The sequence below is a fragment of the Bradyrhizobium icense genome (assembly GCF_001693385.1).
Classification (GTDB): Bacteria; Pseudomonadota; Alphaproteobacteria; order Rhizobiales; family Xanthobacteraceae; genus Bradyrhizobium; species Bradyrhizobium icense.
Genome location: NZ_CP016428.1, coordinates 1,563,591 through 1,583,756 on the forward strand (window position 1 = coordinate 1,563,591; position 20,166 = coordinate 1,583,756).

Here is a 20,166-nt window from a genome sequence, read left to right on the forward strand (position 1 = left end):
ACCGCGCGGCACGTCCATGCTCAAATTCTTAAAAGGAGCGCAAGCGACGAGTTCGTGAGCAGCGGCGCCTTACGATATGAACAGGCCGCCGATACCGGCGACCGCAAGGACAGCGCCGGAAGCAATCATCGCCGACGCAAAGCGGACTTCCGAATGCAGAGCGGTACGTTGCCCCGCGCGTTCCGATCCTCGCGCATAACCGTGGACGATGATCTGCTCGCTGAAGGTGCCGCTGGCGTCCAGAATGTCGGTCAGACCGGCGCAGGCGACCAGAATGCCGAGGATGATCAGCCCAGCCGGGCCCAGCAAGCTCAGCAGCAGCATGGGAAACAGGCCGATCAGGAAGATCGGCAGCAGCGGCAGCACGATAAAGGACTCGGAGCCTCGTGTGCGCATGGGAGTAATCTCTAAACGGGATAATGAATGCAGTCCGTATACCTTCAAATAAGGGCGAAAAGCCGCAACGCCACCTGCAAGCATGGCACGGCTGCCATGCCGGCCGATCATTCCGGCCGCGCCGGGGCTGGGCAAGCCGCATTTTTTGCACCATGTCCGGTCTCGCAGCCGTACGCACGGTATGGTGCTTTGGCGCGGCCGTGCCGTAGGCCGCGGACGCGGACCTCTCGCGGTGAGGTGAACTAAGTCTTAACCCGCCGCCATTTCGGAGCGGATTTCGGCGCGCAGTTCGTCGATCAGCCTGAGGCCGTTCTTGGTCTCGACGTGCCAGAAGGTCCAACCGTTGCAGGCGCCGGAGCCTTGGGCGACCGCACCGATGCGGTGGATCGAGCCGACCTTGTCGCCGAGCATGATGGCGCCGTCGGCGCGGACGAGGGCGCCGTGACGCTTCTTGGAATCGACCAGCCTGGTGCCGGGCGGAATCATGCCGCGTTCGATCAGTTCCGAGAATGCGACGCGCGGAGCGTCGCGCGCGGTCATGAACGGCGCCAGCGTCGCTTCGGGCAGCGGTTCGACGGCTGCGATGCGTTCTTCGGCGGCCTTCGCGTAGGTCTTGTCGCGCTCGAAGCCGATGTAGCGGCGGCCGAGACGTTTTGCCACGGCGCCGGTGGTGCCGGTGCCATTGAAAGGATCGATCACGAGATCGCCGGGCTTTGACGACGACAGCAGCACGCGCGCCAGCAGGCCTTCCGGCTTCTGGGTCGGGTGCACCTTCTTGCCGTCGGCGCCCTTGAGACGCTCTTCACCGGTGCAAAGCGGGATTAGCCAGTCGGAACGCGCCTGCACGTCCTCGTTGGCGGCCTTCAGGGCCTCATAATTGAATGTATAGCCCTTGGCCTTCTCGTCGCGCGCCGCCCAGATCATGGTCTCGTGCGCATTGGTGAAGCGGCGGCCGCGGAAATTCGGCATCGGGTTGGTCTTGCGCCAGACGATGTCATTGAGAACCCAGAAGCCGAGGTCCTGCATGATCGCGCCGACGCGGAAAATATTGTGGTAGGAACCGATGACCCACAGCGTCGCCGACGGTTTCATGACCCGGCGACAGGCCAAGAGCCATGCGCGGGTGAAATCGTCGTAAGCGGCGAACGACGAAAACTTGTCCCAGTCGTCGTTGACGGCATCGACATGGGATTCGTCGGGGCGCTTGAGGTCGCCCCTGAGCTGCAGGTTGTACGGAGGATCTGCGAACACCAGATCGACCGAACCGGCTGGAAGCTTCGACATCTCGGCGACGCAATCGCCGACGACGATGCGAGCGCTTGAATCAGACTCAAATTTAGTGCGGGGCGCCCTTGCAGACGCCCCGCGACGCGACACAACCATGACTCAATTACTCTGACTCAGGCGACGCTGTCGGCGACGCGGGACTAAACAACCGACTGGCGATACATTGACCGGGCAAAGTAAAAATCGACTTAACCAAGAAATTTATCGACGCAGAATGCGAAGAGAGATCATCGGCAGGATTACCAGCAGAGATTGCGGCGGCTTGCGCACTAGGCAATTTTTGCCGGGCGGGTTATTGATTAATGAAATGGAAATTCTACGTGATTGCCGCGTTGGGTATCGGGCCGACAGCCGGGGATGAGGAAATAGCGCCATGCGTTACGATGATTTCCGCCGCAGCGACGAGATCGAAGACCGTCGCGACGGCGGCGGCGGAATGGGTGGCGGAGGCGGCGGTTTTGGCCTGCCGATGGGCGGTGGCGGGCTCGGCATCGGCACCATCATCATACTCGGCCTCGTCGGATACGCCTTCGGAATCGATCCACGCATCCTGATCGGCGGCGCTGAAATTCTCTCCGGCGGCGGACAGGCGCCGACCTACCAGACCGATCGCCGCTCGGGTCCGGCCAAAACCGGCGCACCGAAGGACGAAGTCGGCAGCATGATCGCCGGCATTCTCGGCGAGATCGACGACCGCTGGAGCGAGATATTCCAGGCCAGCGGCCAGAATTATACAGGCCCGCGCATCGTGCTGTTTCGCAACGCCACCAATGGCGGCCGCTGCGGCATGGCGCAGTCGGCGATGGGACCGTTCTACTGCCCGCCGGACAAGCAGATCTTCCTCGACACCAGTTTCTTCCGCGAAGTCGAGACACGTTTCCGCGGCTGCTCGGGCAGCGCCTGCAAGTTCACCGCCGCCTACATCATCGCGCACGAAGCGGGACACCACATCCAGAATCTGCTCGGCATCCTGCCGCGCGTGCAGCGGCTGCAGCAGCAGGCCGGCAGCAAGGCGGAAGCCAACGCGCTGCAGGTCAAGGTCGAGTTGCAGGCGGATTGTCTTTCCGGCGTCTGGGTCAATCGCGAAGAGAAGAAGCGTCCGGGCTTCATCGAACCCGGCGATATCGACGCGGCACTGAGAACGGCAACCGCGATCGGCGACGACACGCTGCAGCGGCAGTCGACGGGCAGGGTGGTGCCCGACTCTTTCACCCATGGCTCCGCGGCGCAGCGCAAGCAATGGTTCATGACCGGCTACAAGCAGGGCACGGTGCAGGCTTGCAACACGTTTGCTCAGGGAGCGTTGTGACGATGTCGTGCCCCGGATGCTGCGCAGCGCGTTAGCGGTGCGCTGCTGATCCGGGCCCCAAGCTGCTCGAGCACAAATAGGTCCCGGCTCTGCGGAGCAGCGTGTAGGACGCTGCACCGCGTCCGGGACACGAGGGATCAAGTGAAATGTCCTCCATCGACGAAACCAAGCAATTCGTGCCACTCAACATCGCGGTGTTGACGATTTCCGACACCCGTTCGCTGGCCGATGACAAATCCGGCGCCACGCTGGTGGACCGGCTCACGGCGGCCGGTCATCATCTCGCCGGGCGCGAAATCGCCGTCGACGACGTCGATGCGATCCGCGTCATCATCAAGCGCTGGATCGCCGACGCGAGCGTCGATGCGATCATCACCACCGGCGGCACCGGCTTTACCGGCCGCGACGTGACGCCGGAGGCGGTCGAGCCGCTGTTCGAAAAGCGGATGGATGGCTTTTCCATCGCCTTCCATATGCTGAGCCACGCCAAGATCGGCACCTCGACGGTGCAGAGCCGGGCCACCGCCGGCGTTGCGGGCGCGACTTTCATCTTCTGCCTGCCGGGATCGCCGGGCGCCTGCCGCGACGCATGGGACGGCATCCTCGCTGCCCAGCTCGATTACCGCACCCGTCCCTGCAATTTTGTCGAGATCATGCCGCGGCTGGACGAGCACCTGCGGCGGCCTAAAGCCCAAGGCGCTTCAGCCTGACCAGCAACGCCCATAGCGTGTGCCACATGTTGCGCCAGGCTTCGACGCGCAACTGATGCGCGCGCTTGACATGGAAGGCGACGAGTTCTGGCGTGACGCGTCGCGGACGATCACGACGCGCGGGCTTCACAGGTCCAGCTCCCAGGTCTCACCGACCAGATCGACGCCAAAGCTATGGTGCGGCTCTTCCTTGACGCGGCGGAAGCCCGCGGCCTGATAGATGCCTCGCGCGGCGACAAGGATGCTTTGGGTCCACAGCGTCATTTCCTTGTAGCCCTTCTCGCGCGCCGCGCGGATGCACTGCTCGACCAGCGCGCGGCCGACGCCGAGCCCGCGCGCTTTCTTCTCCACCAATAGCAGCCGCAGCTTTGCGACGTCATCGCTGCCCTTCACCAGAAAGATCGAGCCGAGCGGCTCGCCGCCGGCTTCGGCGATCCAGCAATGCTCGCGCGAAGGATCAAAGTTCCGGATGAACTGCGCGCAGATCTCGGCGACCAGTGCCTCGTAGCTGATGTCCCAGCCATACTCCTCGGCATAGGCCTTTGCCTGGCTCGAGATCACCCAGCCGATGTCGCCCGGCCGGTGGCTGCGCAGAAGAAACGCTGGCGGCTTCTCCGCGGGCCGTTCCAGGGTCTGCTCGATCGTCGTCATCGCCTGCACGAGAGCGGTGCGCTGGCCGCCTTCGAGCGAAGCGAGCAGGCTTCCGACCTGCTCGCACGAGCGGCGCTCCAGCTCGGCCTGGGCGGCGCGGCCCTTCGCCGTCAGCGCGAGCTCGTTGACGCGGCCGTCGTCCTTTGACGGCTTTCGCGTCACGATCTGGCGGCGCTGCAGCGCCTGCAGGGTGCGGCTCAGGAAGCCGGGATCGAGCCCGAGATCGCGGGTCAGATCGCTGGCGGTGCAGGCCGGGCGATGCACGATCTCGTAGATGATGCGCGCCTCCTGCAGCGTAAACGGGCTGTGCAGCAGCTTCGGTTCGATGATCCCGAGCTTGCGGGTGTAGAAGCGGTTGAAGGCGCGAACGGCCGCAACTTCTTGTTCGGAATTCAGCTGGGACATTGGACACCTCGACATTTGCTATTGTCAAAGATATATTTGACTTTAGCAAGTATATTCGCGAGGGTGGGGGCCGCCGGCTCGTGCCGGTTCTACTTTGCATGGGGTTGTTTTCGATATTTTGTGTCCGGGGCCCTGCGGTTTACCGCCCTAGGCGACGACCATGATCCGGCTGCGCAATTGGGTACGCGCCGAGCGGCCGAGCTGGCGCAGCAGCCGCGTCTCGGAGCGGCGGGCATCCGGCCGGTAGCCGCCAAGCCGCTCATAATGATCGCGGGCGATCAGGAGCCCCTGTTCCGCCGATGGCCCGGCGATCATGCGGGCGACGAACTTGAAGCCGTCGCGCAGCCGTGTCTCGGCATAGGGCGAGCGCGCATAGCGAAACACCCCGGCACGCGGCCGTCCGCTGCTCGATACGTTCTGGATGAACTGCGTGGTCTCGTCGATCCAACCGCTGTCGAGCACCGCACCGGCGTGCAGGAACATCAGCCATGGCGAGCGCGCCGCCCGCGCGCCGGCGGCCAGCGCCGCAGCGCGTGTTCCCTCAAACCTCAGAAAGCGACAGCCGGCCACGTCGGCCACCCGCTCGATCACGCCGTTACCGGTTCCGTCGACCAGCAGCACCTCGCAGATGACGCCGGCTGCGGCTCCCGGCACCAGCGCCGCCAGTGTTGCGACGGCGGGCTGTTCTATTCCTTCGGTCGGAACGATCACGCTCAGCATGAGTGAGGCTTCAGTGGCTCAAACGGTGAAAAACGCTGCACTGTTATCACCTTGTCACAATCAAAGCAGCCGTTTGCGTGCAGTTTTTTGCGGCATCGGCCGCGGACGCCTTTCTCCGCGGTTTGTGCTCAATGTGAATTGTTGTCGATGTTGTTCTTGATTTGTTCTTGATGCGTGCTATGTTCGCTCCATGAGCCGAGCATCCTCTCATGCCCTCAAGCACCCGCCGGTCACGGCGCCCTCCGAGCCGGCGGGTGCGACCCCTTTTCCCGAGCTTGCGGTCGCCATCGAACGCCAGAGACGGCGTGGCCGCGGTGCGCAGTCGAACCAGAGCGGCCGGTTCGAGGCCGAGGCGCGGGTCGCCTTCGACGATGGCTGGCAGAGCCTGGACGACCTGCCGCCGTTCAAGACCACGGTGTCGCTGGATACTTCGCGCAAGGTCATCACCCGTAACGACTCGCCCGACATCGGCTTCGACCGCTCGATCAACCCCTACCGCGGCTGCGAGCATGGCTGCGTCTACTGCTTCGCGCGGCCGACCCACGCCTTTCTCGGCCTGTCGCCCGGGCTCGACTTCGAATCCAAACTGCTGGCCAAGCCGGACGCGCCGGAACTGCTCGAGAAAGAATTGGCGGCGCCCGGTTACGAGCCGCGCATGATCGCGATCGGCACCAACACCGATCCCTATCAGCCGATCGAGCGCGAGCACAAAATCATGCGCGGCATTCTCGAAGTGCTGGAACGAGCCGGTCATCCCGTCGGCATTGTCACCAAATCGGCGCTGGTTACGCGCGACATCGATATTCTGCAGCGAATGGCGAAGCGCAGTTTGGTAAAGGTCGCGATTTCCGTGACCGCGCTCGATCCCAAGCTCGCCCGCACCATGGAGCCGCGCGCCTCGACGCCGCCGAAGCGGCTGGAGGCGCTGCGGCAATTATCGCAGGCCGGCATCCCCGCCACGGTGATGGTCGCACCCGTTATTCCCGCGCTGAACGATTCCGAGATCGAGCGCATTCTCGATGCCGCGGCCCATGCCGGGGTCAAGGAAGCGAGTTACGTGCTGCTGCGGCTGCCGCTCGAGGTGCGCGATCTCTTTCGCGAATGGCTGATGGCGAATTATCCCGACCGCTACCGTCACGTCTTCACCCTGATCCGCGACATGCGTGGCGGGCGCGACTACGACTCGCAATGGGGAACGCGGATGAAGGGCACCGGCCCGATGGCCTGGATGATCGGGCGGCGGTTCGAGATCGCCTGCGAAAAGCTCGGCCTCAACAAGCGCCGTTCGAAATTGACGACCGATCATTTCGTCAAGCCGAAGCGGAACGGACAGCAGTTGAGTCTGTTCTGATCGTCATTGCGAGCCGTTGGCTCCTCGCAATGACGGGGAGGAGACTCACATGAGTACAAGCAAGCCAGTCCCCCGGTTCACGGTCATCACGCTCGGCGTCAGCGACATGCGCGCCAGTATCGCCTTTTACGAGGCGCTCGGCTTTGTCCGGAAGATGCACGCAACCGGCGATGCCGTCGCCTTTTTCGATACCGGCGGCACGGTGATTGCGCTTTTCCCGTGGGATCAACTCGCCCGCGACGCCGCGCTGCCGGATCAGCCACGGCCGAAATCCTTTCGCGGCACGACGCTCGCATGGAATTGCAGCTCGGTCGAGGAGGTCGACACGGCGCTCGATTTCGCAATCTCCTGCGGCGGGTCACTGTTGAAGCCTGCGCACAAGACCGACTACGGCGGTTACTGCGGCTATTTCGGCGATCCCGACAACCACGTTTGGGAAGTCGTGGTCGCGCCGGGCATCGAGGTCGGCGACGACCGGCGGGTGCATCTGCGGGATTAGGCACAAGTACAGGATTGAATAACGGGAATTGTGCCGGGTTCCCGGTTGCGCGCGAGCGCGCGCTGGCGCACGAATCCCGGCCATGATTCGGGACAAGTCCGCCAAGAAATCCGCCGGGAAATTCGCCAAGAACGCCGGCAAGGAACAAGCCGAGCTGCCGAAGGGCGTGATCGCGGTTGCCCCGCCGAGCTTTCGTCGCGAGCGGGCGCTGATCAAGCGCGGCATCTGGCCGGTTGCCGGCTGCGACGAGGCCGGGCGCGGTCCGCTGGCGGGTCCGGTGGTAGCGGCTGCCGTCATCCTCGATCCCAAGCGAATCCCCAAAGGCATCGACGATTCCAAGCGGCTCGCGCCCGAACGCCGCGAGGAATTGTTCGAGGAAATCTGCGCGACCTCGTCGTTTGCGGTCGCCTTTGCCTCACCCGCGCGGATCGATCGCGACAATATCTTGCGTGCCTCGCTCTGGGCGCTGGCGCGCTCCGTGCGCGCGCTGCCGGAATTGCCGAAGCACGTGTTCGTCGACGGCCGCGACAAGATCGATGCGCCCTGCGATTGCGACGCCGTGATCGGCGGCGACGGCATCGTCATGTCGATCGCGGCGGCCTCGATCATCGCCAAGGTGACGCGAGACCGCCTGATGAGCGCATTGGCGCTGGATTGCCCGGGTTATGGCTTCGAAACCCACAAGGGCTATGCCGTGCCGGAACACCGCGAGGCGCTGGACCGGCTCGGCCCCAGCATCCACCATCGCCGGTTTTTTGCACCCGTGATCGCCGCACGGCTGAAGCATTTCCCTGAAACGGTCGAACCCGATCTCTTCACCGTCGACGGGGAGATCCTTGGCGATATTTCCGCCACGATCTGAGGCTGGTTGCCTCGACGGGCCCTGCGCTCTATCAAACGTTTGGGGACAGGGCTGCCCGGCCCGGCATTCGGACGTTTCATGCGCTTCACCTCGCTCGTTGTCGAACTGATCCGCGCCCGGCCGCGGCTGGTGGTCTGGCTCGTGGTATTGGTCCAGGCCGCAATTTGGCTGATCCTGCCGATGCTGCTGTACCGCAGCCCGCCGGGCGACGTGGCGACCGTGCTGGCCTTTGGCCGGGAATACCAGGTCGGAACCTGGCTCGGTCCGCCGCTGGCGTTCTGGCTCGCCGACATCGCGTTTCGCGCCGCCGGGAATCACATCTTCGGCGTCTATCTTTTGGCGCAGGTCTGCGCCGTCGTCACCTTCTGGATCTACTATCAACTGGCCCGCGCGATTGTCGGAGGGCAGCAGGCAGTGCTCGCGGTACTGCTCTCGATGACGGTGGTGGCCTTCTCTTCGCCCGGCGTCGAGTTCGGACCATTGGTGCTGGCGCGCCCGCTGTGGGCGCTGCTTTTGCTGCATTCCTGGCAATTGATCGGCCAGAACCGGCGGAACGCCTGGTTCGCCTGGTCGATCGAGGCCGGACTTTTGCTGCTGACGACGCCGGCCGCGCTCGGATTACTGCTGCTGCTGGCCGGATTTGTCGTTGCCACTGCGCGGGGGCGGCGCGTGCTGATGTCGCTCGATCCGCTCTATGCGCTGCTCGTGATCGCCGTGCTGGTCTTGCCGTATCTGATCTGGCTGCTCCGCGCCGATGCGCTCGCGATGCCGCCGTGGCCAGCGATCTCCGATCTCGGCGCGCGCGCCCTGCAGTGGGGCTGGCTGCTCGCTGGTCTCGTGCTCGCAATGTCCGCCATCGTGCTGCTGGCGATCCTCAACTCCGGCTGGTTCGCCCGCAATGCCGGGGAGGCGCCGATCATCTACCGGCCGCCGGTCGATCCGCTGGCGCGCCAATTCGTCTATTTCTTCGCGCTTGCGCCGGCGCTGCTCGGAAGCTTGATCGCGGGCATCTTTAACCGCGATCATGTCGTCGGCGGGGCGGGCGTCGCCTTGCTGATGTCGGGGCTCGTCGTAATCGTGGCGAGCGGCGATCTGATCCATCTGCGGCGTCAGCGCCTGTTGCGGACGGTATGGGCCGCAGCCGTCGCTGCTCCCGCCGTGGCGGTGATCGTGACCACCCTTGTTCTGCCGTGGACCGGCGCTGCCGAAGTGCCGACCTCGTTGCCGGCCAAAGCGATCGCGCAATTCTTTGGCGACAATTTCGAACGGCGAACCAACCAGCGGCTGCGCGCGGTGGCCGGCGATCCGCAATTGGCCGGTTTCATCGCGATGAGCGCCGGGCGCCCGCATCTATTGCTCGATGCCACGCCGGAACGAACCCCGTGGCTGTCGGTCGCGAAATTCAGCGAGACCGGCGGCGTCGTGGTCTGGCGTGCCTCCGACACGTCGGGCACGCCACCACCCGATATCGCACAGCGGTTTCCCGGCCTCGTGCCGGAAGTGCCACGCGTCTTCGAATGGATGGTGAACGGCCGTCAGCCGCTTTTGCGCGTCGGCTGGGCCATCGTGCGGCCGAAGGCGCAGTAGCGTCGGATCTCGTGCCCCGGATGCTGCGCAGCACCGAAAGCGCGTTCACGCGCGTCTTCGACGCGCTATGGTGATGCGCTGCTGATCCGGGGCCCAACCTCTCGTGCTGAATTAGGTCCCGGCTCTGCGGTGCACTGCCAAGGGGCGATGCACCGCGTCCGGGACACGAGTTAAGTCGCCTGCTCCAGCGCCTTCGCGATCGCGCGCAGGTCCTGCCAGGACATCCGCTTGTACGACGGCGAGCGCAGCAAATAGGCCGGGTGGAATGTCGCCATGGCGCGGATGGTGCGGGTGCCGGTGTCGTAGTCGAACCACCTGCCACGGGTCTTCATGATGCCGTCGCGGGTCGACAGCAGCGTTTGCGTCGAGGGGTTGCCGAGCGTCACCAGTATGTCGGGGTTCACGAGTTCGATCTGCCGCTGGATGAACGGCAGGCAGATTTGCGTCTCCTGCGGCGTCGGCGTCCGGTTGCCGGGCGGCCGCCAGGGGATCACGTTGGCGATGTAGGCCTTGCTGCGGTCGAGTCCGATTGCTGCGATCATCCGGTCCAGCAATTTGCCGGAACGTCCAACAAAGGGCAGACCCTCGATGTCTTCGTCGCGGCCGGGCGCTTCGCCGACGAACATGATCCGCGCCTGCGGATTGCCGTCGGCAAACACCAGCCGCGTCGCGGTGTTTCGGAGCGCGCAACCCTCGAAATTTTCCAAGAGCGTACGCAGCGCTTCCAGCGTCGGCGCCGTTCGCGCCGCCTCGCGCGCGAGAGCGATGGCCGCTTCCGGCGCGGGCGCGATTTCGCTGCGCGGAACTGCCGGCATCGCGGCGGGCATTTCCCTGACGGGGCGGTGTGGCGCGGTCTCGCGGATGGCAGCGGGGACGGCAGGGACGTCGGGCTCGGCAAGCCGATCGACTTGTTCCTCCGTCAATGCGCAATCGACCCCGGCCTCCAGATAAAAAGCCAGCAATTGCCTGAGATTAGGCGCGGGTTCGGGGATCAAATCCATTATGCCAATCTAATATGGATCGAGCCGGCGTGAAACGCCTTGCATTGCATTTCCATGGTTGTCCTCCCCGCAAAAATCGGAAACAACGAGCCTTTAGAGCCGTTCTCAATTGGGCTGAGATCAGATCATGAGTGCAGAAGAACTTCCTCCTCGCGAATCCATGGAATTCGACGTCGTGATCGTCGGCGCCGGGCCCTCAGGGCTGGCTGCGGCGATCCGGCTGAAGCAGCTCAATGCCGATCTCAGCATCGTCGTGGTGGAAAAGGGGTCCGAGGTCGGCGCGCACATCCTGTCGGGCGCGGTGATCGATCCGGTATCGCTCGACAAGCTGATTCCGGATTGGCGTGAGGACGCCGATTGCCCGCTCAAAACCCAGGTCAAGGACGACCGCTTCTACTGGACCACCGCAACCGGCGCGATCCGGCTGCCGAACTTCGCAATGCCGCCGCTGATGAACAATCATCACTGCTATATCGGCTCGCTCGGCGATGTCTGCCGCTGGCTGGCGCCGAAGGCCGAGGCGCTCGGCGTCGAAATCTATCCCGGTTTTGCCGCGGCCGAAGTGCTGTATGACGATGATGGCGCGGTGCGTGGCATCGCGACCGGCGACATGGGCATCGCCAGGGACGGCAGCCACAAGGACTCCTACACCCGCGGCATGGAACTGCTCGGCAAATACACGCTGTTCGCCGAAGGTGCGCGCGGCAGCCTGAGCAAGGAACTGATCGCGAAATTCTCGCTCGACGCCAAAAGCGAGCCATCGAAATTCGGCATCGGGTTGAAGGAAGTCTGGGAGATCGATCCCGCCAAGCACCAGAAGGGCCTGATCCAGCATTCGTTCGGCTGGCCACTGAACAACAAGACCGGCGGCGGCTCGTTCCTCTACCATTACGACGACAACAAGGTGGCGGTCGGTTTCGTCGTGCACCTCAATTACGACGATCCGTATCTGTCGCCGTTCGACGAATTCCAGCGCTTCAAGACGCACCCGTCGATCCGCACCGTGTTCGAAGGCGGCAAGCGCATCTCCTATGGCGCACGCGCCATCACCGAGGGCGGCTATCAGTCGGTGCCGCGGCTGAGCTTCCCGGGCGGCGCGCTGATCGGCTGCGCCGCGGGCTTCGTCAACGTGCCGCGCATCAAGGGCGTGCACAATGCGATGGGCAGCGGCATGCTCGCGGCGGAACATGTTGCGGCGGCGCTCGGCGCCGGCCGCGCCAATGACGAATTGGTGGAATATGAAAACGCCTGGCGCGATTCCGCCGTCGGCCGGGACCTGCACCGGGTGCGCAACGTCAAGCCGCTATGGTCGAAATTCGGCACCATCATCGGCGTGGCACTCGGCGGCTTCGACATGTGGTGCAACACGCTGGGCTTCTCGCTGTTCGGAACCCAGTCGCACGCCAAGTCCGACCGCAAGACGCTGGATCCGGCCAAGGCGCATGCGCCGATCGCCTATCCCAAGCCGGACGGCAAGCTCACCTTCGACAAATTGTCCTCGGTGTTCCTCTCCAACACCAACCATGAAGAGGACCAGCCGGTTCATCTCAAGGTCGCCGACATGAACCTGCAGAAGACATCCGAGCACGATGTCTATGCGGGTCCGTCGAACCGCTATTGCCCGGCTGGCGTCTATGAATGGGTCGAAGAGACCTCCGGTCCGCGCTTCCAGATCAACGCCCAGAACTGCGTCCACTGCAAAACCTGCGACGTGAAGGACCCGAACGGCAATATCACCTGGGTTCCGCCCGAAGGCGGCGGCGGGCCGAATTACCAGGGCATGTAGCGAGGCGCATAGACCACGATTGCGTGAGCTGGAGGAGGGTGATACCGCCTCCGGCCACGATACCGCCACAGTAAAAGCGTTTCCGGGTTGGGCTGGCTAAATCGGAGCCCTAAGGGCCTAATCTGCCAATCGATTCGCCAACCCGTATCCTTGCGGTTGAGGGCCAAACGCGGCATTGTCGCTGCCCGAGATGCCGCCGCTTGGGTTTGCATTCGAGACCGATCGTAACGATCCCGCCATACATCCTGGAGCTAGGCGAACCGTGATGCTTTCCACTCGTATGAATCGTTGGACCATCGCCGCAATTACCGTTGCCAGCCTGGCCGCGCCTGGCGTGGCCTGGGCCCAGACGCCCGAACATACGGCCGACAACGCCGCGCAATTCCCCACCAAATCCGACCTGAAATCGCTGACGACGGCAGGCAGCTATCTCGCCGCGCGGCACGCAAGCGTCGAGCGCGATGCCGCTTCCGCTGCGGCATTCTATCGCTCCGCGCTGCGCACCGATCCGAAGAACAACGAACTCCTGGATCGTGCTTTCATTTCTTCGCTCGCCGACGGCGACATCGATGAAGCGGTCAAGCTCGCCGATCGCATCCTGACGATGGACAAGGCGAACCGCGTCGCGCGGCTGGTGGTCGGCGTCCGCGACCTGAAGCAGAAGAAATATGCGGCCGCGCAGCTCAACATCAACCAGTCGATCCGCGGACCGATCACCGACCTCGTGGCGACGTTGCTGTCGGGATGGGCGAGCTACGGCGCGGGCGATGCCAAGGCCGCGATTGCCAATATCGACAAGCTGACCGGCCCCGAATGGTATCCGATCTTCAAGGACCTCCACACCGGCATGATCCTCGAGATCTCGGGCAAGGACAAGGATGCCGGTACGCGGTTTGAGCGCGCCTACAAGCTCGACGATTCGATGCTGCGCGTATCCGACGCCTATGCGCGCTGGCTGTCGCGCAACAGGGATGGCGCGACGGCGGCTGGCATTTACGAAACGTTCGACAAGAAACTGCCGCGGCATCCGCTGGTGCAGGAAGGCCTGCGCGAGACCAGAGCCGGCAAGAAGATGTCGCCGCTGGTCGATTCGGCGCAAGCCGGCGCGGCCGAGGCGCTCTACGGCATTGGCGCTACGTTGACCCGTCGCGGCGGCGAGGATCTGGCGCTGGTTTATCTGCAGCTCGCGCTCTATCTGCAGCCCAATCATCCGCTGGCGCTGTTGTCGCTCGCCGATCTCTACGAGTCCGTGAAGAAGCCGAAGATGGCGATCAAGGTCTATGAGCGCATGCCGGCCAGTTCGCCGCTCAAGCGCAATGCCCAGATCCAGCTCGCCACCAATCTCGACGCGACAGACCGCAGCGAAGAGGCGATCAAGATCCTCAAGGCCGTCATCGCCGAAGCGCCTAAGGACATCGAGGCCGTCATGGCGCTCGGCAACATCGAGCGCGGCCGCAAGAAATTCAGCGATTGCGCCAACACCTATACGCTGGCGATCGACGCGATGCCCGGGGTGACGGACAAGAACACGTGGGTCACCTACTATTATCGCGGCATCTGCGAGGAGCGTTCCAAGCAGTGGAGCAAGGCCGAGGCCGACATGCGCAAGGCGCTGGAGCTGCAGCCCGAGCAGCCGCATGTCCTGAACTATCTCGGCTATTCCTGGATCGACCAGGGCATCAACCTCGACGAAGGCATGAAGATGATCCGGCGCGCCGTCGACCAGCGCCCCGACGACGGTTACATCGTGGATTCGCTGGGCTGGGCATTTTACCGGATCGGCAATTTTGAGGACGCGGTGAAGCATCTCGAGCGCGCGATCGATCTCAAGCCCGAGGATCCGACCATCAACGACCATCTCGGCGATGCCTATTGGCGCGTCGGGCGGACGCTGGAAGCCAAATTCCAGTGGGCCCATGCCCGCGACCTCAAGCCCGAGGCGGAGGAATTGCCGAAGATCGAAGCCAAGATTGCCAACGGCCTGCCCGAAGACACTTCTTCTGCGGCTTCCGCCGACAAGAAGAAAGAAGACGGCAGGGGTGGCTGAGGCGAGGACTTTGGGGACTGTTCGGCAATGCCGGTATTGAATGAAGAGGCTTGCGCCAAGGTCAACCTGACCTTGCAGGTGAACGGTCGTCGCGCCGACGGCTATCACGATCTCGAAAGCGTGGTGGCGTTCGCCGATTGCGCTGACCGGCTGACGTTGTCGCCGGGATCGAATCTGGATTTGAAGATGTCGGGACCGCTGGCGCAGGCTTGCGGCGAGACTTCGGACAATCTGGTGCTCAAGGCCGCGCGCCTCCTCGCCGAGCGTGTACCGGATATGAAGGCCGGCAGCTTTACGCTGGAGAAGGTCCTGCCGGTTGCGGCCGGAATCGGCGGCGGTTCGGCCGACGCCGCGGCGGCGCTGCGGTTGCTTGCGCAGTTGAACGGGCTAGCGCTCGACGATCCCCGCATCGTCGAGGTCGCGCAACTGACCGGCGCCGACGTGCCGGTTTGCGTCCGGTCACGTGGCTGCGTCATGACGGGCGTCGGCGAAACGCTGCAGCCGCTCAGCCTGCCGAAAATACCCTGCGTGATGGTCAATCCCGGCATTCCCGTCGCGACCCGCGACGTTTTCAATGCGCTCGGCCTGCGTAGCGGCGAATTGCGGGTCGGCGTCACCGACGTACTGCTGCGGGACCGCTGGCCCGACGAGAACGCGTCGCTCGAAGATTGGGTTGAAGCGCTCGCCGCCAGCGCCAACGATTTGGAAGCGCCCGCCCTGCGTGTCCAGCCCGTGATCGGTGAGGTCATCGCAGCGCTCAACGCGACCAACGGTGCCTGGCTGGCGCGGATGTCGGGATCGGGCGCCACCTGCTTTGCGATCTACGAGAACACCGCCGAAGCCGGCCGCGCGGCGGAGCAGATCCGGCGCGATCACCCCGGATGGTGGGTACATGCGGGAACGCTGAGCTGAAGACATCTCTTAGGGTGGGCAAAGGTGCGTGCCCACCATTTCCAGCGGCGTGCTGATGGTGGGCACGGCGCAAGAGCGCCCCTACGAGCTCGCTGGCCGCCGCGCCAGCGCCAGCGAAATCCCGAGCCCTGCGATGAACAGCCCGGAGCCTTGCCGCAATCGTTGAAGCAGGTTCGGCCTGCGCGTGAGACTACTGCGCGCCGTGGCGGCCATCATCACCACGACGATATCGACAAGCGTGTTCAGCGCGACCGAGATCAGGCCCAGCGCCATGAACTGCAGCGCCGGATAGCTGCCGGCCGGGTCGAGGAATTGCGGAATGAAGGCCAGGAAGAACGCCGCGGTCTTTGGGTTCAAGGCTTCGACCAGCACGCCTTCCCGAAACGCCCGTTGTCTACCGACCGCGACGGCTTGTTGCGGCAGCAGGTCGCGCGCATCGCGAAACGTCTTGAAGCCGAGCCACACCAGGTAGAGCGCGCCGGCGAATTTCAGCGCGGTGAACAACTCGGCGCTGGCCAGGATGATCGCCGAGACGCCGAGCCCGCCCGCAATCACGTGCACGAGCCCGCCGAGCGCCGTTCCGAATGTCGAGGCGATGCCGGCGCTCTTGCCGCCCGACAGCGTCCGTGCCGCGACGTAGAAGATTCCAGGACCGGGGACGGCGGCAATGACGAGCGCGGCCAACAGGAACAATGTGAAATTGGTGCCGTTCATTTAATCGCCTTTGTAGGGTGGACAAAGCGAATCGGTCGCGCGAATGCGCGCCCGATGACAGGCTCCGCGTGCCCACCAAAGCATGTCCTCAGAACCGGTGAAGTTGGTGGGCACGGCTGACGCGCCTTGCCCAACCTACGAAGGTCAATGCGATCGCGCCAGGCAGAACGCTACGACCTGTTCGAGCGCGGTCTTCATTGGCGAAGCCGGGAATAGCGCCAGCGCGTCGACGGCCATCGCGCCGTAATGCTGGGCGCGGCTGATCGTGTCCTCGAGCGCGCGGTGCTTGGTCATCAGGCCGATGGCGTGATCGAGATCGCTGTCGCCGATCTCGCCGCGCTCCAGTGCCTTGATCCAGAACTTGCGCTCGCTGTCATTGCCGCGGCGGAAGGCCAGCACCACCGGCAGCGTGATCTTGCCCTCGCGGAAATCGTCGCCGATGTTCTTGCCGAGCTTCGCGGCCTTGCCGCCATAGTCCAGCACGTCGTCGACGAGCTGGAATGCGATGCCGAGATTCATGCCGACCGAGCGGCACGCGGTCTGCTCGGCCTTCGGCCGGTTGGCGATCGCGGGGCCGACCTCGCAGGCGGCGGCGAACAGCTCAGCCGTCTTGCCCCTGATGACGGCGAGATATTCGTCCTCGGTGGTCGCGGTGTTCTTGGCCGCGGCAAGCTGCATCACCTCGCCTTCGGCGATGGTGGCAGCGGCCGAGGAGAGAATGTCGAGCGCGCGCAGCGAGCCGACCTCGACCATCATGCGAAAGGCCTGGCCAAGCAGGAAGTCGCCGACCAGCACGCTCGCCTCGTTGCCCCACAGCATCCGCGCCGACAGCTTGCCGCGGCGCAGCTCGCTCTCGTCGACCACGTCGTCATGAAGCAGCGTTGCGGTGTGCATGAATTCGACGGAAGCCGCGAGCTTGATATGGCCGTCGCCGGAATAGCCGGCGAGGCCCGCCATCGCCAGCGTCAGCATCGGGCGCAGACGTTTGCCGCCGGATGAGATCAGGTGGTTGGCGACTTCCGGAATCATGGTGACTTCCGATCCCGTACGCGACAGGATCGTGGCGTTGACCCGCTCCATGTCGGCGGCGACCAGCCCGACCAGCGCATCTATCGAAGCGTTCGACGGGCTTTCGAAGGGTACAATAACCGCCACGCGGGTCTCCAATTTTGGCCAATTCGCACTATCCTTGTTCTACAATAGAAAGTGCCGGCAATCGCGGCAAGGGCACGTAACGGTTGACAGACCCCGTGCCGTCGTCGCACCGGGGCGAAAAGGAGAACGCCACTTGCGGGAATTGGTCAGGACCAACGATATCGTACTGGTTTCCGCAATCGGCGCGCTGCTCGACGGCGCCAATATCCATCATCTGGTGCTCGACCAGAACATGAGCGTGATCGAGGGATCGCTCGGCATCCTGCCACGCCGCATCCTGGTTCATGAGGATGACAATCGCGCAGCCCGCCGGTTGCTGGCCGAGGCGGGTCTGGCTCACGAATTGCGCCCCGATGACTGACGGCGTCCTCGAACTCACCGAGGATGCGTTTCTCGGCGGGCAATTGCGTCTGAAGCAACTGAAGTCGGGGCATCGCGCCGGTCACGATGCGGTGCTGCTGGCGGCAGCGACCGCGGCCCGTTCGGGCGACCGTGTGGCCGATTTCGGCGCCGGCGTCGGGGCCGCGGGGCTTTCGGTTGCCAGGCGCGTGGCCGGCATCGATCTGGTTCTGGTGGAGATCAATGCTGTGCTGGCGGGCCTTGCGCGCGCCAATGCGGAGGCGAATGCGATTCAAGCCAGTGTGATCGTGCTTGACGTGGAGGCCGATGCCACCGCTTTTGCCGCTGCCGGACTCCTTCCTGACAGCGTCGATGCAGTGCTGATGAATCCGCCCTTCAACGACCCGGCGCGGCATCGCGTGTCGCCGGACACGGCGCGCGGGGCCGCGCATATGGCGACCGCAACGACGCTCTCGAAATGGATTCACGCGGCGCGGCGCACTCTCAGATCGAAGGGAGCGCTGACGCTGATCTGGCGTGCCGATGGGCTAGCCGAGGTGCTCTCGGCGCTCGATCACGGTTTCGGGAGCCTGCAGGTGCTGCCGGTTCACGGCGATGTTCGGACGCCTGCCAATCGCATCCTGGTTCGCGCCACCAAGGGTGGGCGGGCGCCGACGCAAATCCATCCCGCCCTGATGCTCAACGACGAGCAGGGCGTGCCTAATCGAAAAGTGCAGGAGATTCTGGCCGGCAAGGGAACCTTGCCGCTTGCAAACTCGTAGAAGGCTCGTACGTCCCAATTCCCCGAGCAGGACGCTATTGCGGAAGCGTCTCTGACTGTTGTTTGGGCGGCGAGGTAAAGTGAATCGCGGCCAGAAGGCTGCCGATGAGCATTATCAGCAGGTAGATTTTCATGTCAGTCTCCGCTGCGCCATTGCAGCTTTAACGTCTGCAATGCAAAAGGCGTTCCGGCCTTTGCAATGACAGTGGCGCGATAAAAAATGGTTAATTCGAGGTAACGGCATGAGTGAACAATTAAGTGATCGCGCGGGATTGCCGGGCCTCATTGACAGGCTGAAACAATTCATTCCGGCAAAATTCCGGCGCGACGCCGCGGTTGTCCCGGTCGTCCGCCTGTCGGGCGTCATCGGCGCGGTGACGCCGTTGCGGCCGGGCCTGACGCTGGCCGGCATTGCCAAGACGCTCGAACGCGCCTTCGCCACCCGACACGCCAAGGCGGTGGCGCTGGTGATCAATTCGCCCGGGGGCTCGCCGGTGCAATCGCGGCAGATTTACCTGCGGATCAGGCAACTTGCCGCGGAAAAGAAGCTGCCGGTGCTGGTGTTCGTCGAGGACGTCGCGGCATCCGGCGGCTACACGATCGCTTGCGCCGGCGACGAGATTTTTTGCGATCCGTCCTCGATCCTCGGCTCGATCGGCGTGGTCGGCGGCAGTTTCGGCTTTCAGGATTTGATCAAGCGGATTGGGGTCGAGCGGCGGCTTTACACGGCTGGCGAGCACAAGGCGATGCTGGATCCCTTCCTGCCCGAAGATCCAGATGACGTCGCCCGCCTGAAGACTCTGCAGCGCGAGATCCACGCCATCTTCATCGCGCTGGTCAAAGACAGCCGCGGCGCGCGCCTCAAGGAGGCCGACGACGTCCTGTTCACCGGCGAGTACTGGGCGGGGGAGAGGTCGGTGTCGCTCGGCCTTGCGGACAAGATCGGCGATCTCCGCTCGACGCTGCGCGAGCGCTATGGTGACAAAGTGCTGACACCCGTCATCGCGCCGGCAAGCGGGATGCTGGCGGGGCTCTTGGGCCGGAGATCGCCAGGCGCGGGCTCGCTGGCCGATGGTATCGGGGGATTGCCGGATGACCTGATTTCGGCGCTGGAGACAAGGGCAATTTGGGCCAAATTCGGGTTCTAGGCCCGGCGCTACCCGCGCCATTTAGTCCCAAAAGCGGAATTGCGGCGCGGGCCGGCTTCGGCGAGAATGCAACCCATTGGGGGCTGAGACGTGAACGACAAGGATCGACCGATGCCGCCGCTGATCGCTTTCGCGGGTGCCCTGGGAGGGCTCGCCGTGGTCCGCTGGGCCTACAAGACTGCCGTCCGGATCAACAGGGAACTCGAGGAGGCGCGTCTGGCACGCGTCGCCGAGGCCACCCAAACGACCGATATTCCAACCCTCCGACGCGACCCCGTCACCGGCGCCTATCGGCCGGGTTAGCCTCCGGCACTCAATCCTGAGAAGCGGGCGACAGCCCACGTCTCGAAGGATGGCCACGCGTTCGGGGCCTCATGGTTCGCCCGGCGATGCCCGGCATCGTCCGGAGACGCGCGGCGCCGTCGCGCTTCTCACCATGAGGAATACAGGGCTCCATCGCCTTGATTCCCTGCCCCTACGCCGATACGGTCCCGCGCTCTTAAACC

The 20,166-nt window shown here is 64.1% G+C and carries 20 protein-coding genes; 13 read left to right on the top strand and 7 right to left on the bottom strand.

Going from position 1 to position 20,166, the window contains the following annotated elements:
• Nucleotides 1-69 precede the first annotated feature (69 nt).
• A complete protein-coding gene (locus tag LMTR13_RS07410) occupies nt 70-531 on the bottom strand; it encodes a hypothetical protein (RefSeq protein WP_236843297.1) in 462 nt (153 codons plus the stop codon).
• 114 nt (nt 532-645) lie between these two features.
• Nucleotides 646-1,779, bottom strand: coding sequence for a site-specific DNA-methyltransferase (locus tag LMTR13_RS07415; protein WP_065727322.1), 1,134 nt, complete (start codon nt 1,777-1,779; stop codon nt 646-648).
• A 277-nt stretch (nt 1,780-2,056) separates the two neighbouring features.
• Here LMTR13_RS07415 and ypfJ point away from each other — a divergent pair, with 277 nt between their 5' ends.
• Nucleotides 2,057-2,992, top strand: a complete 936-nt coding sequence (gene ypfJ / locus LMTR13_RS07420) for a KPN_02809 family neutral zinc metallopeptidase (protein ID WP_065727323.1) — start codon at nt 2,057-2,059, stop codon at nt 2,990-2,992.
• 146 nt (nt 2,993-3,138) lie between these two features.
• Nucleotides 3,139-3,702 carry a molybdenum cofactor biosynthesis protein B gene (moaB, locus tag LMTR13_RS07425; RefSeq protein ID WP_065727324.1) on the top strand — a complete coding sequence of 188 codons (564 nt, stop codon included), beginning with the start codon at nt 3,139-3,141 and terminating at the stop codon, nt 3,700-3,702.
• 126 nt (nt 3,703-3,828) lie between these two features.
• Here moaB and LMTR13_RS07430 read toward each other — a convergent pair whose 3' ends face one another.
• Both LMTR13_RS07430 and LMTR13_RS07435 read right to left on the bottom strand, forming a co-directional pair.
• Nucleotides 3,829-4,758: a bifunctional helix-turn-helix transcriptional regulator/GNAT family N-acetyltransferase gene (locus tag LMTR13_RS07430; RefSeq protein ID WP_065727325.1), complete on the bottom strand. Its 930-nt coding sequence runs from the start codon at nt 4,756-4,758 to the stop codon at nt 3,829-3,831.
• A 147-nt stretch (nt 4,759-4,905) separates the two neighbouring features.
• Nucleotides 4,906-5,478, bottom strand: a complete 573-nt coding sequence (locus tag LMTR13_RS07435) for a glycosyltransferase family protein (protein ID WP_065727326.1) — start codon at nt 5,476-5,478, stop codon at nt 4,906-4,908.
• A 190-nt stretch (nt 5,479-5,668) separates the two neighbouring features.
• On the opposite strand from LMTR13_RS07435, the gene LMTR13_RS07440 reads away from it, so the two are divergent.
• The 4 genes from LMTR13_RS07440 to LMTR13_RS07455 all read left to right on the top strand — a co-directional run bounded on the left by LMTR13_RS07440 (nt 5,669) and on the right by LMTR13_RS07455 (nt 9,777).
• On the top strand, nt 5,669-6,829 hold the full coding sequence (locus LMTR13_RS07440; RefSeq protein ID WP_065727327.1) for a PA0069 family radical SAM protein: 1,161 nt from the start codon (nt 5,669-5,671) through the stop codon (nt 6,827-6,829).
• 49 nt (nt 6,830-6,878) lie between these two features.
• Nucleotides 6,879-7,328 carry a VOC family protein gene (locus LMTR13_RS07445; RefSeq protein WP_065727328.1) on the top strand — a complete coding sequence of 150 codons (450 nt, stop codon included), beginning with the start codon at nt 6,879-6,881 and terminating at the stop codon, nt 7,326-7,328.
• Between the two features lie 82 nt (nt 7,329-7,410).
• Nucleotides 7,411-8,190, top strand: a complete 780-nt coding sequence (locus LMTR13_RS07450; protein ID WP_065727329.1) for a ribonuclease HII — start codon at nt 7,411-7,413, stop codon at nt 8,188-8,190.
• A gap of 78 nt (nt 8,191-8,268) precedes the next feature.
• Nucleotides 8,269-9,777: a glycosyltransferase family 39 protein gene (locus LMTR13_RS07455; protein ID WP_065727330.1), complete on the top strand. Its 1,509-nt coding sequence runs from the start codon at nt 8,269-8,271 to the stop codon at nt 9,775-9,777.
• A 170-nt stretch (nt 9,778-9,947) separates the two neighbouring features.
• Here the strand turns inward: LMTR13_RS07455 and LMTR13_RS07460 are convergent, their stop codons facing one another.
• The gene (locus LMTR13_RS07460) at nt 9,948-10,772 is read right to left on the bottom strand and encodes a uracil-DNA glycosylase (RefSeq protein ID WP_065732501.1); all 825 of its coding nucleotides are present in this window, start codon (nt 10,770-10,772) and stop codon (nt 9,948-9,950) included.
• 133 nt (nt 10,773-10,905) lie between these two features.
• On the opposite strand from LMTR13_RS07460, the gene LMTR13_RS07465 reads away from it, so the two are divergent.
• From LMTR13_RS07465 to LMTR13_RS07475, 3 genes are all read left to right on the top strand, one after another.
• Nucleotides 10,906-12,564 carry an electron transfer flavoprotein-ubiquinone oxidoreductase gene (locus tag LMTR13_RS07465; protein ID WP_065727331.1) on the top strand — a complete coding sequence of 553 codons (1,659 nt, stop codon included), beginning with the start codon at nt 10,906-10,908 and terminating at the stop codon, nt 12,562-12,564.
• Nucleotides 12,565-12,829: 265 nt separating this feature from the next.
• Nucleotides 12,830-14,611, top strand: coding sequence for a tetratricopeptide repeat protein (locus tag LMTR13_RS07470; protein WP_065727332.1), 1,782 nt, complete (start codon nt 12,830-12,832; stop codon nt 14,609-14,611).
• 27 nt (nt 14,612-14,638) lie between these two features.
• Nucleotides 14,639-15,523: a 4-(cytidine 5'-diphospho)-2-C-methyl-D-erythritol kinase gene (locus tag LMTR13_RS07475; RefSeq protein ID WP_065727333.1), complete on the top strand. Its 885-nt coding sequence runs from the start codon at nt 14,639-14,641 to the stop codon at nt 15,521-15,523.
• A gap of 81 nt (nt 15,524-15,604) precedes the next feature.
• Here LMTR13_RS07475 and LMTR13_RS07480 read toward each other — a convergent pair whose 3' ends face one another.
• Nucleotides 15,605-16,237 (bottom strand): LysE family translocator, encoded by a 633-nt coding sequence (locus tag LMTR13_RS07480; protein WP_065727334.1) that lies wholly within the window; start codon nt 16,235-16,237, stop codon nt 15,605-15,607.
• Between the two features lie 144 nt (nt 16,238-16,381).
• On the bottom strand, nt 16,382-17,392 hold the full coding sequence (locus LMTR13_RS07485; protein ID WP_065732502.1) for a polyprenyl synthetase family protein: 1,011 nt from the start codon (nt 17,390-17,392) through the stop codon (nt 16,382-16,384).
• A gap of 133 nt (nt 17,393-17,525) precedes the next feature.
• Here LMTR13_RS07485 and LMTR13_RS07490 point away from each other — a divergent pair, with 133 nt between their 5' ends.
• The 4 genes from LMTR13_RS07490 to LMTR13_RS07505 all read left to right on the top strand — a co-directional run bounded on the left by LMTR13_RS07490 (nt 17,526) and on the right by LMTR13_RS07505 (nt 19,963).
• Entirely contained in the window at nt 17,526-17,753 is a 228-nt protein-coding gene (locus LMTR13_RS07490; protein ID WP_065727335.1) for a putative signal transducing protein, read from the top strand.
• On the top strand, nt 17,746-18,513 hold the full coding sequence (locus LMTR13_RS07495) for a tRNA1(Val) (adenine(37)-N6)-methyltransferase (RefSeq protein WP_065727336.1): 768 nt from the start codon (nt 17,746-17,748) through the stop codon (nt 18,511-18,513). Before LMTR13_RS07490 ends, LMTR13_RS07495 begins: the two co-directional genes overlap by 8 nt.
• Nucleotides 18,514-18,754: 241 nt before the next feature.
• Nucleotides 18,755-19,660: a S49 family peptidase gene (locus LMTR13_RS07500; protein ID WP_065727337.1), complete on the top strand. Its 906-nt coding sequence runs from the start codon at nt 18,755-18,757 to the stop codon at nt 19,658-19,660.
• Between the two features lie 111 nt (nt 19,661-19,771).
• Complete coding sequence (locus LMTR13_RS07505; protein WP_065732503.1) at nt 19,772-19,963, top strand: hypothetical protein; 192 nt, start codon at nt 19,772-19,774, stop codon at nt 19,961-19,963.
• The last annotated feature ends 203 nt before the right edge of the window (nt 19,964-20,166 follow it).

What these genes read in the sequence shown, in the direction of transcription:
- ypfJ (WP_065727323.1), top strand. Translation starts at nt 2,057, where the DNA reads ATGCGTTACGATGATTTCCGCCGCAGCGACGAGATCGAAGACCGTCGC.
- LMTR13_RS07415 (WP_065727322.1), bottom strand. Translation starts at nt 1,779, where the DNA reads ATGGTTGTGTCGCGTCGCGGGGCGTCTGCAAGGGCGCCCCGCACTAAA.
- LMTR13_RS07435 (WP_065727326.1), bottom strand. Translation starts at nt 5,478, where the DNA reads ATGCTGAGCGTGATCGTTCCGACCGAAGGAATAGAACAGCCCGCCGTC.
- LMTR13_RS07500 (WP_065727337.1), top strand. Translation starts at nt 18,755, where the DNA reads ATGAGTGAACAATTAAGTGATCGCGCGGGATTGCCGGGCCTCATTGAC.
- LMTR13_RS07445 (WP_065727328.1), top strand. Translation starts at nt 6,879, where the DNA reads ATGAGTACAAGCAAGCCAGTCCCCCGGTTCACGGTCATCACGCTCGGC.
- LMTR13_RS07455 (WP_065727330.1), top strand. Translation starts at nt 8,269, where the DNA reads ATGCGCTTCACCTCGCTCGTTGTCGAACTGATCCGCGCCCGGCCGCGG.
- LMTR13_RS07450 (WP_065727329.1), top strand. Translation starts at nt 7,411, where the DNA reads ATGATTCGGGACAAGTCCGCCAAGAAATCCGCCGGGAAATTCGCCAAG.
- LMTR13_RS07480 (WP_065727334.1), bottom strand. Translation starts at nt 16,237, where the DNA reads ATGAACGGCACCAATTTCACATTGTTCCTGTTGGCCGCGCTCGTCATT.
- LMTR13_RS07440 (WP_065727327.1), top strand. Translation starts at nt 5,669, where the DNA reads ATGAGCCGAGCATCCTCTCATGCCCTCAAGCACCCGCCGGTCACGGCG.
- LMTR13_RS07495 (WP_065727336.1), top strand. Translation starts at nt 17,746, where the DNA reads ATGACTGACGGCGTCCTCGAACTCACCGAGGATGCGTTTCTCGGCGGG.
- LMTR13_RS07465 (WP_065727331.1), top strand. Translation starts at nt 10,906, where the DNA reads ATGAGTGCAGAAGAACTTCCTCCTCGCGAATCCATGGAATTCGACGTC.
- LMTR13_RS07430 (WP_065727325.1), bottom strand. Translation starts at nt 4,758, where the DNA reads ATGTCCCAGCTGAATTCCGAACAAGAAGTTGCGGCCGTTCGCGCCTTC.
- moaB (WP_065727324.1), top strand. Translation starts at nt 3,139, where the DNA reads ATGTCCTCCATCGACGAAACCAAGCAATTCGTGCCACTCAACATCGCG.
- LMTR13_RS07470 (WP_065727332.1), top strand. Translation starts at nt 12,830, where the DNA reads ATGCTTTCCACTCGTATGAATCGTTGGACCATCGCCGCAATTACCGTT.
- LMTR13_RS07475 (WP_065727333.1), top strand. Translation starts at nt 14,639, where the DNA reads ATGCCGGTATTGAATGAAGAGGCTTGCGCCAAGGTCAACCTGACCTTG.
- LMTR13_RS07505 (WP_065732503.1), top strand. Translation starts at nt 19,772, where the DNA reads ATGCCGCCGCTGATCGCTTTCGCGGGTGCCCTGGGAGGGCTCGCCGTG.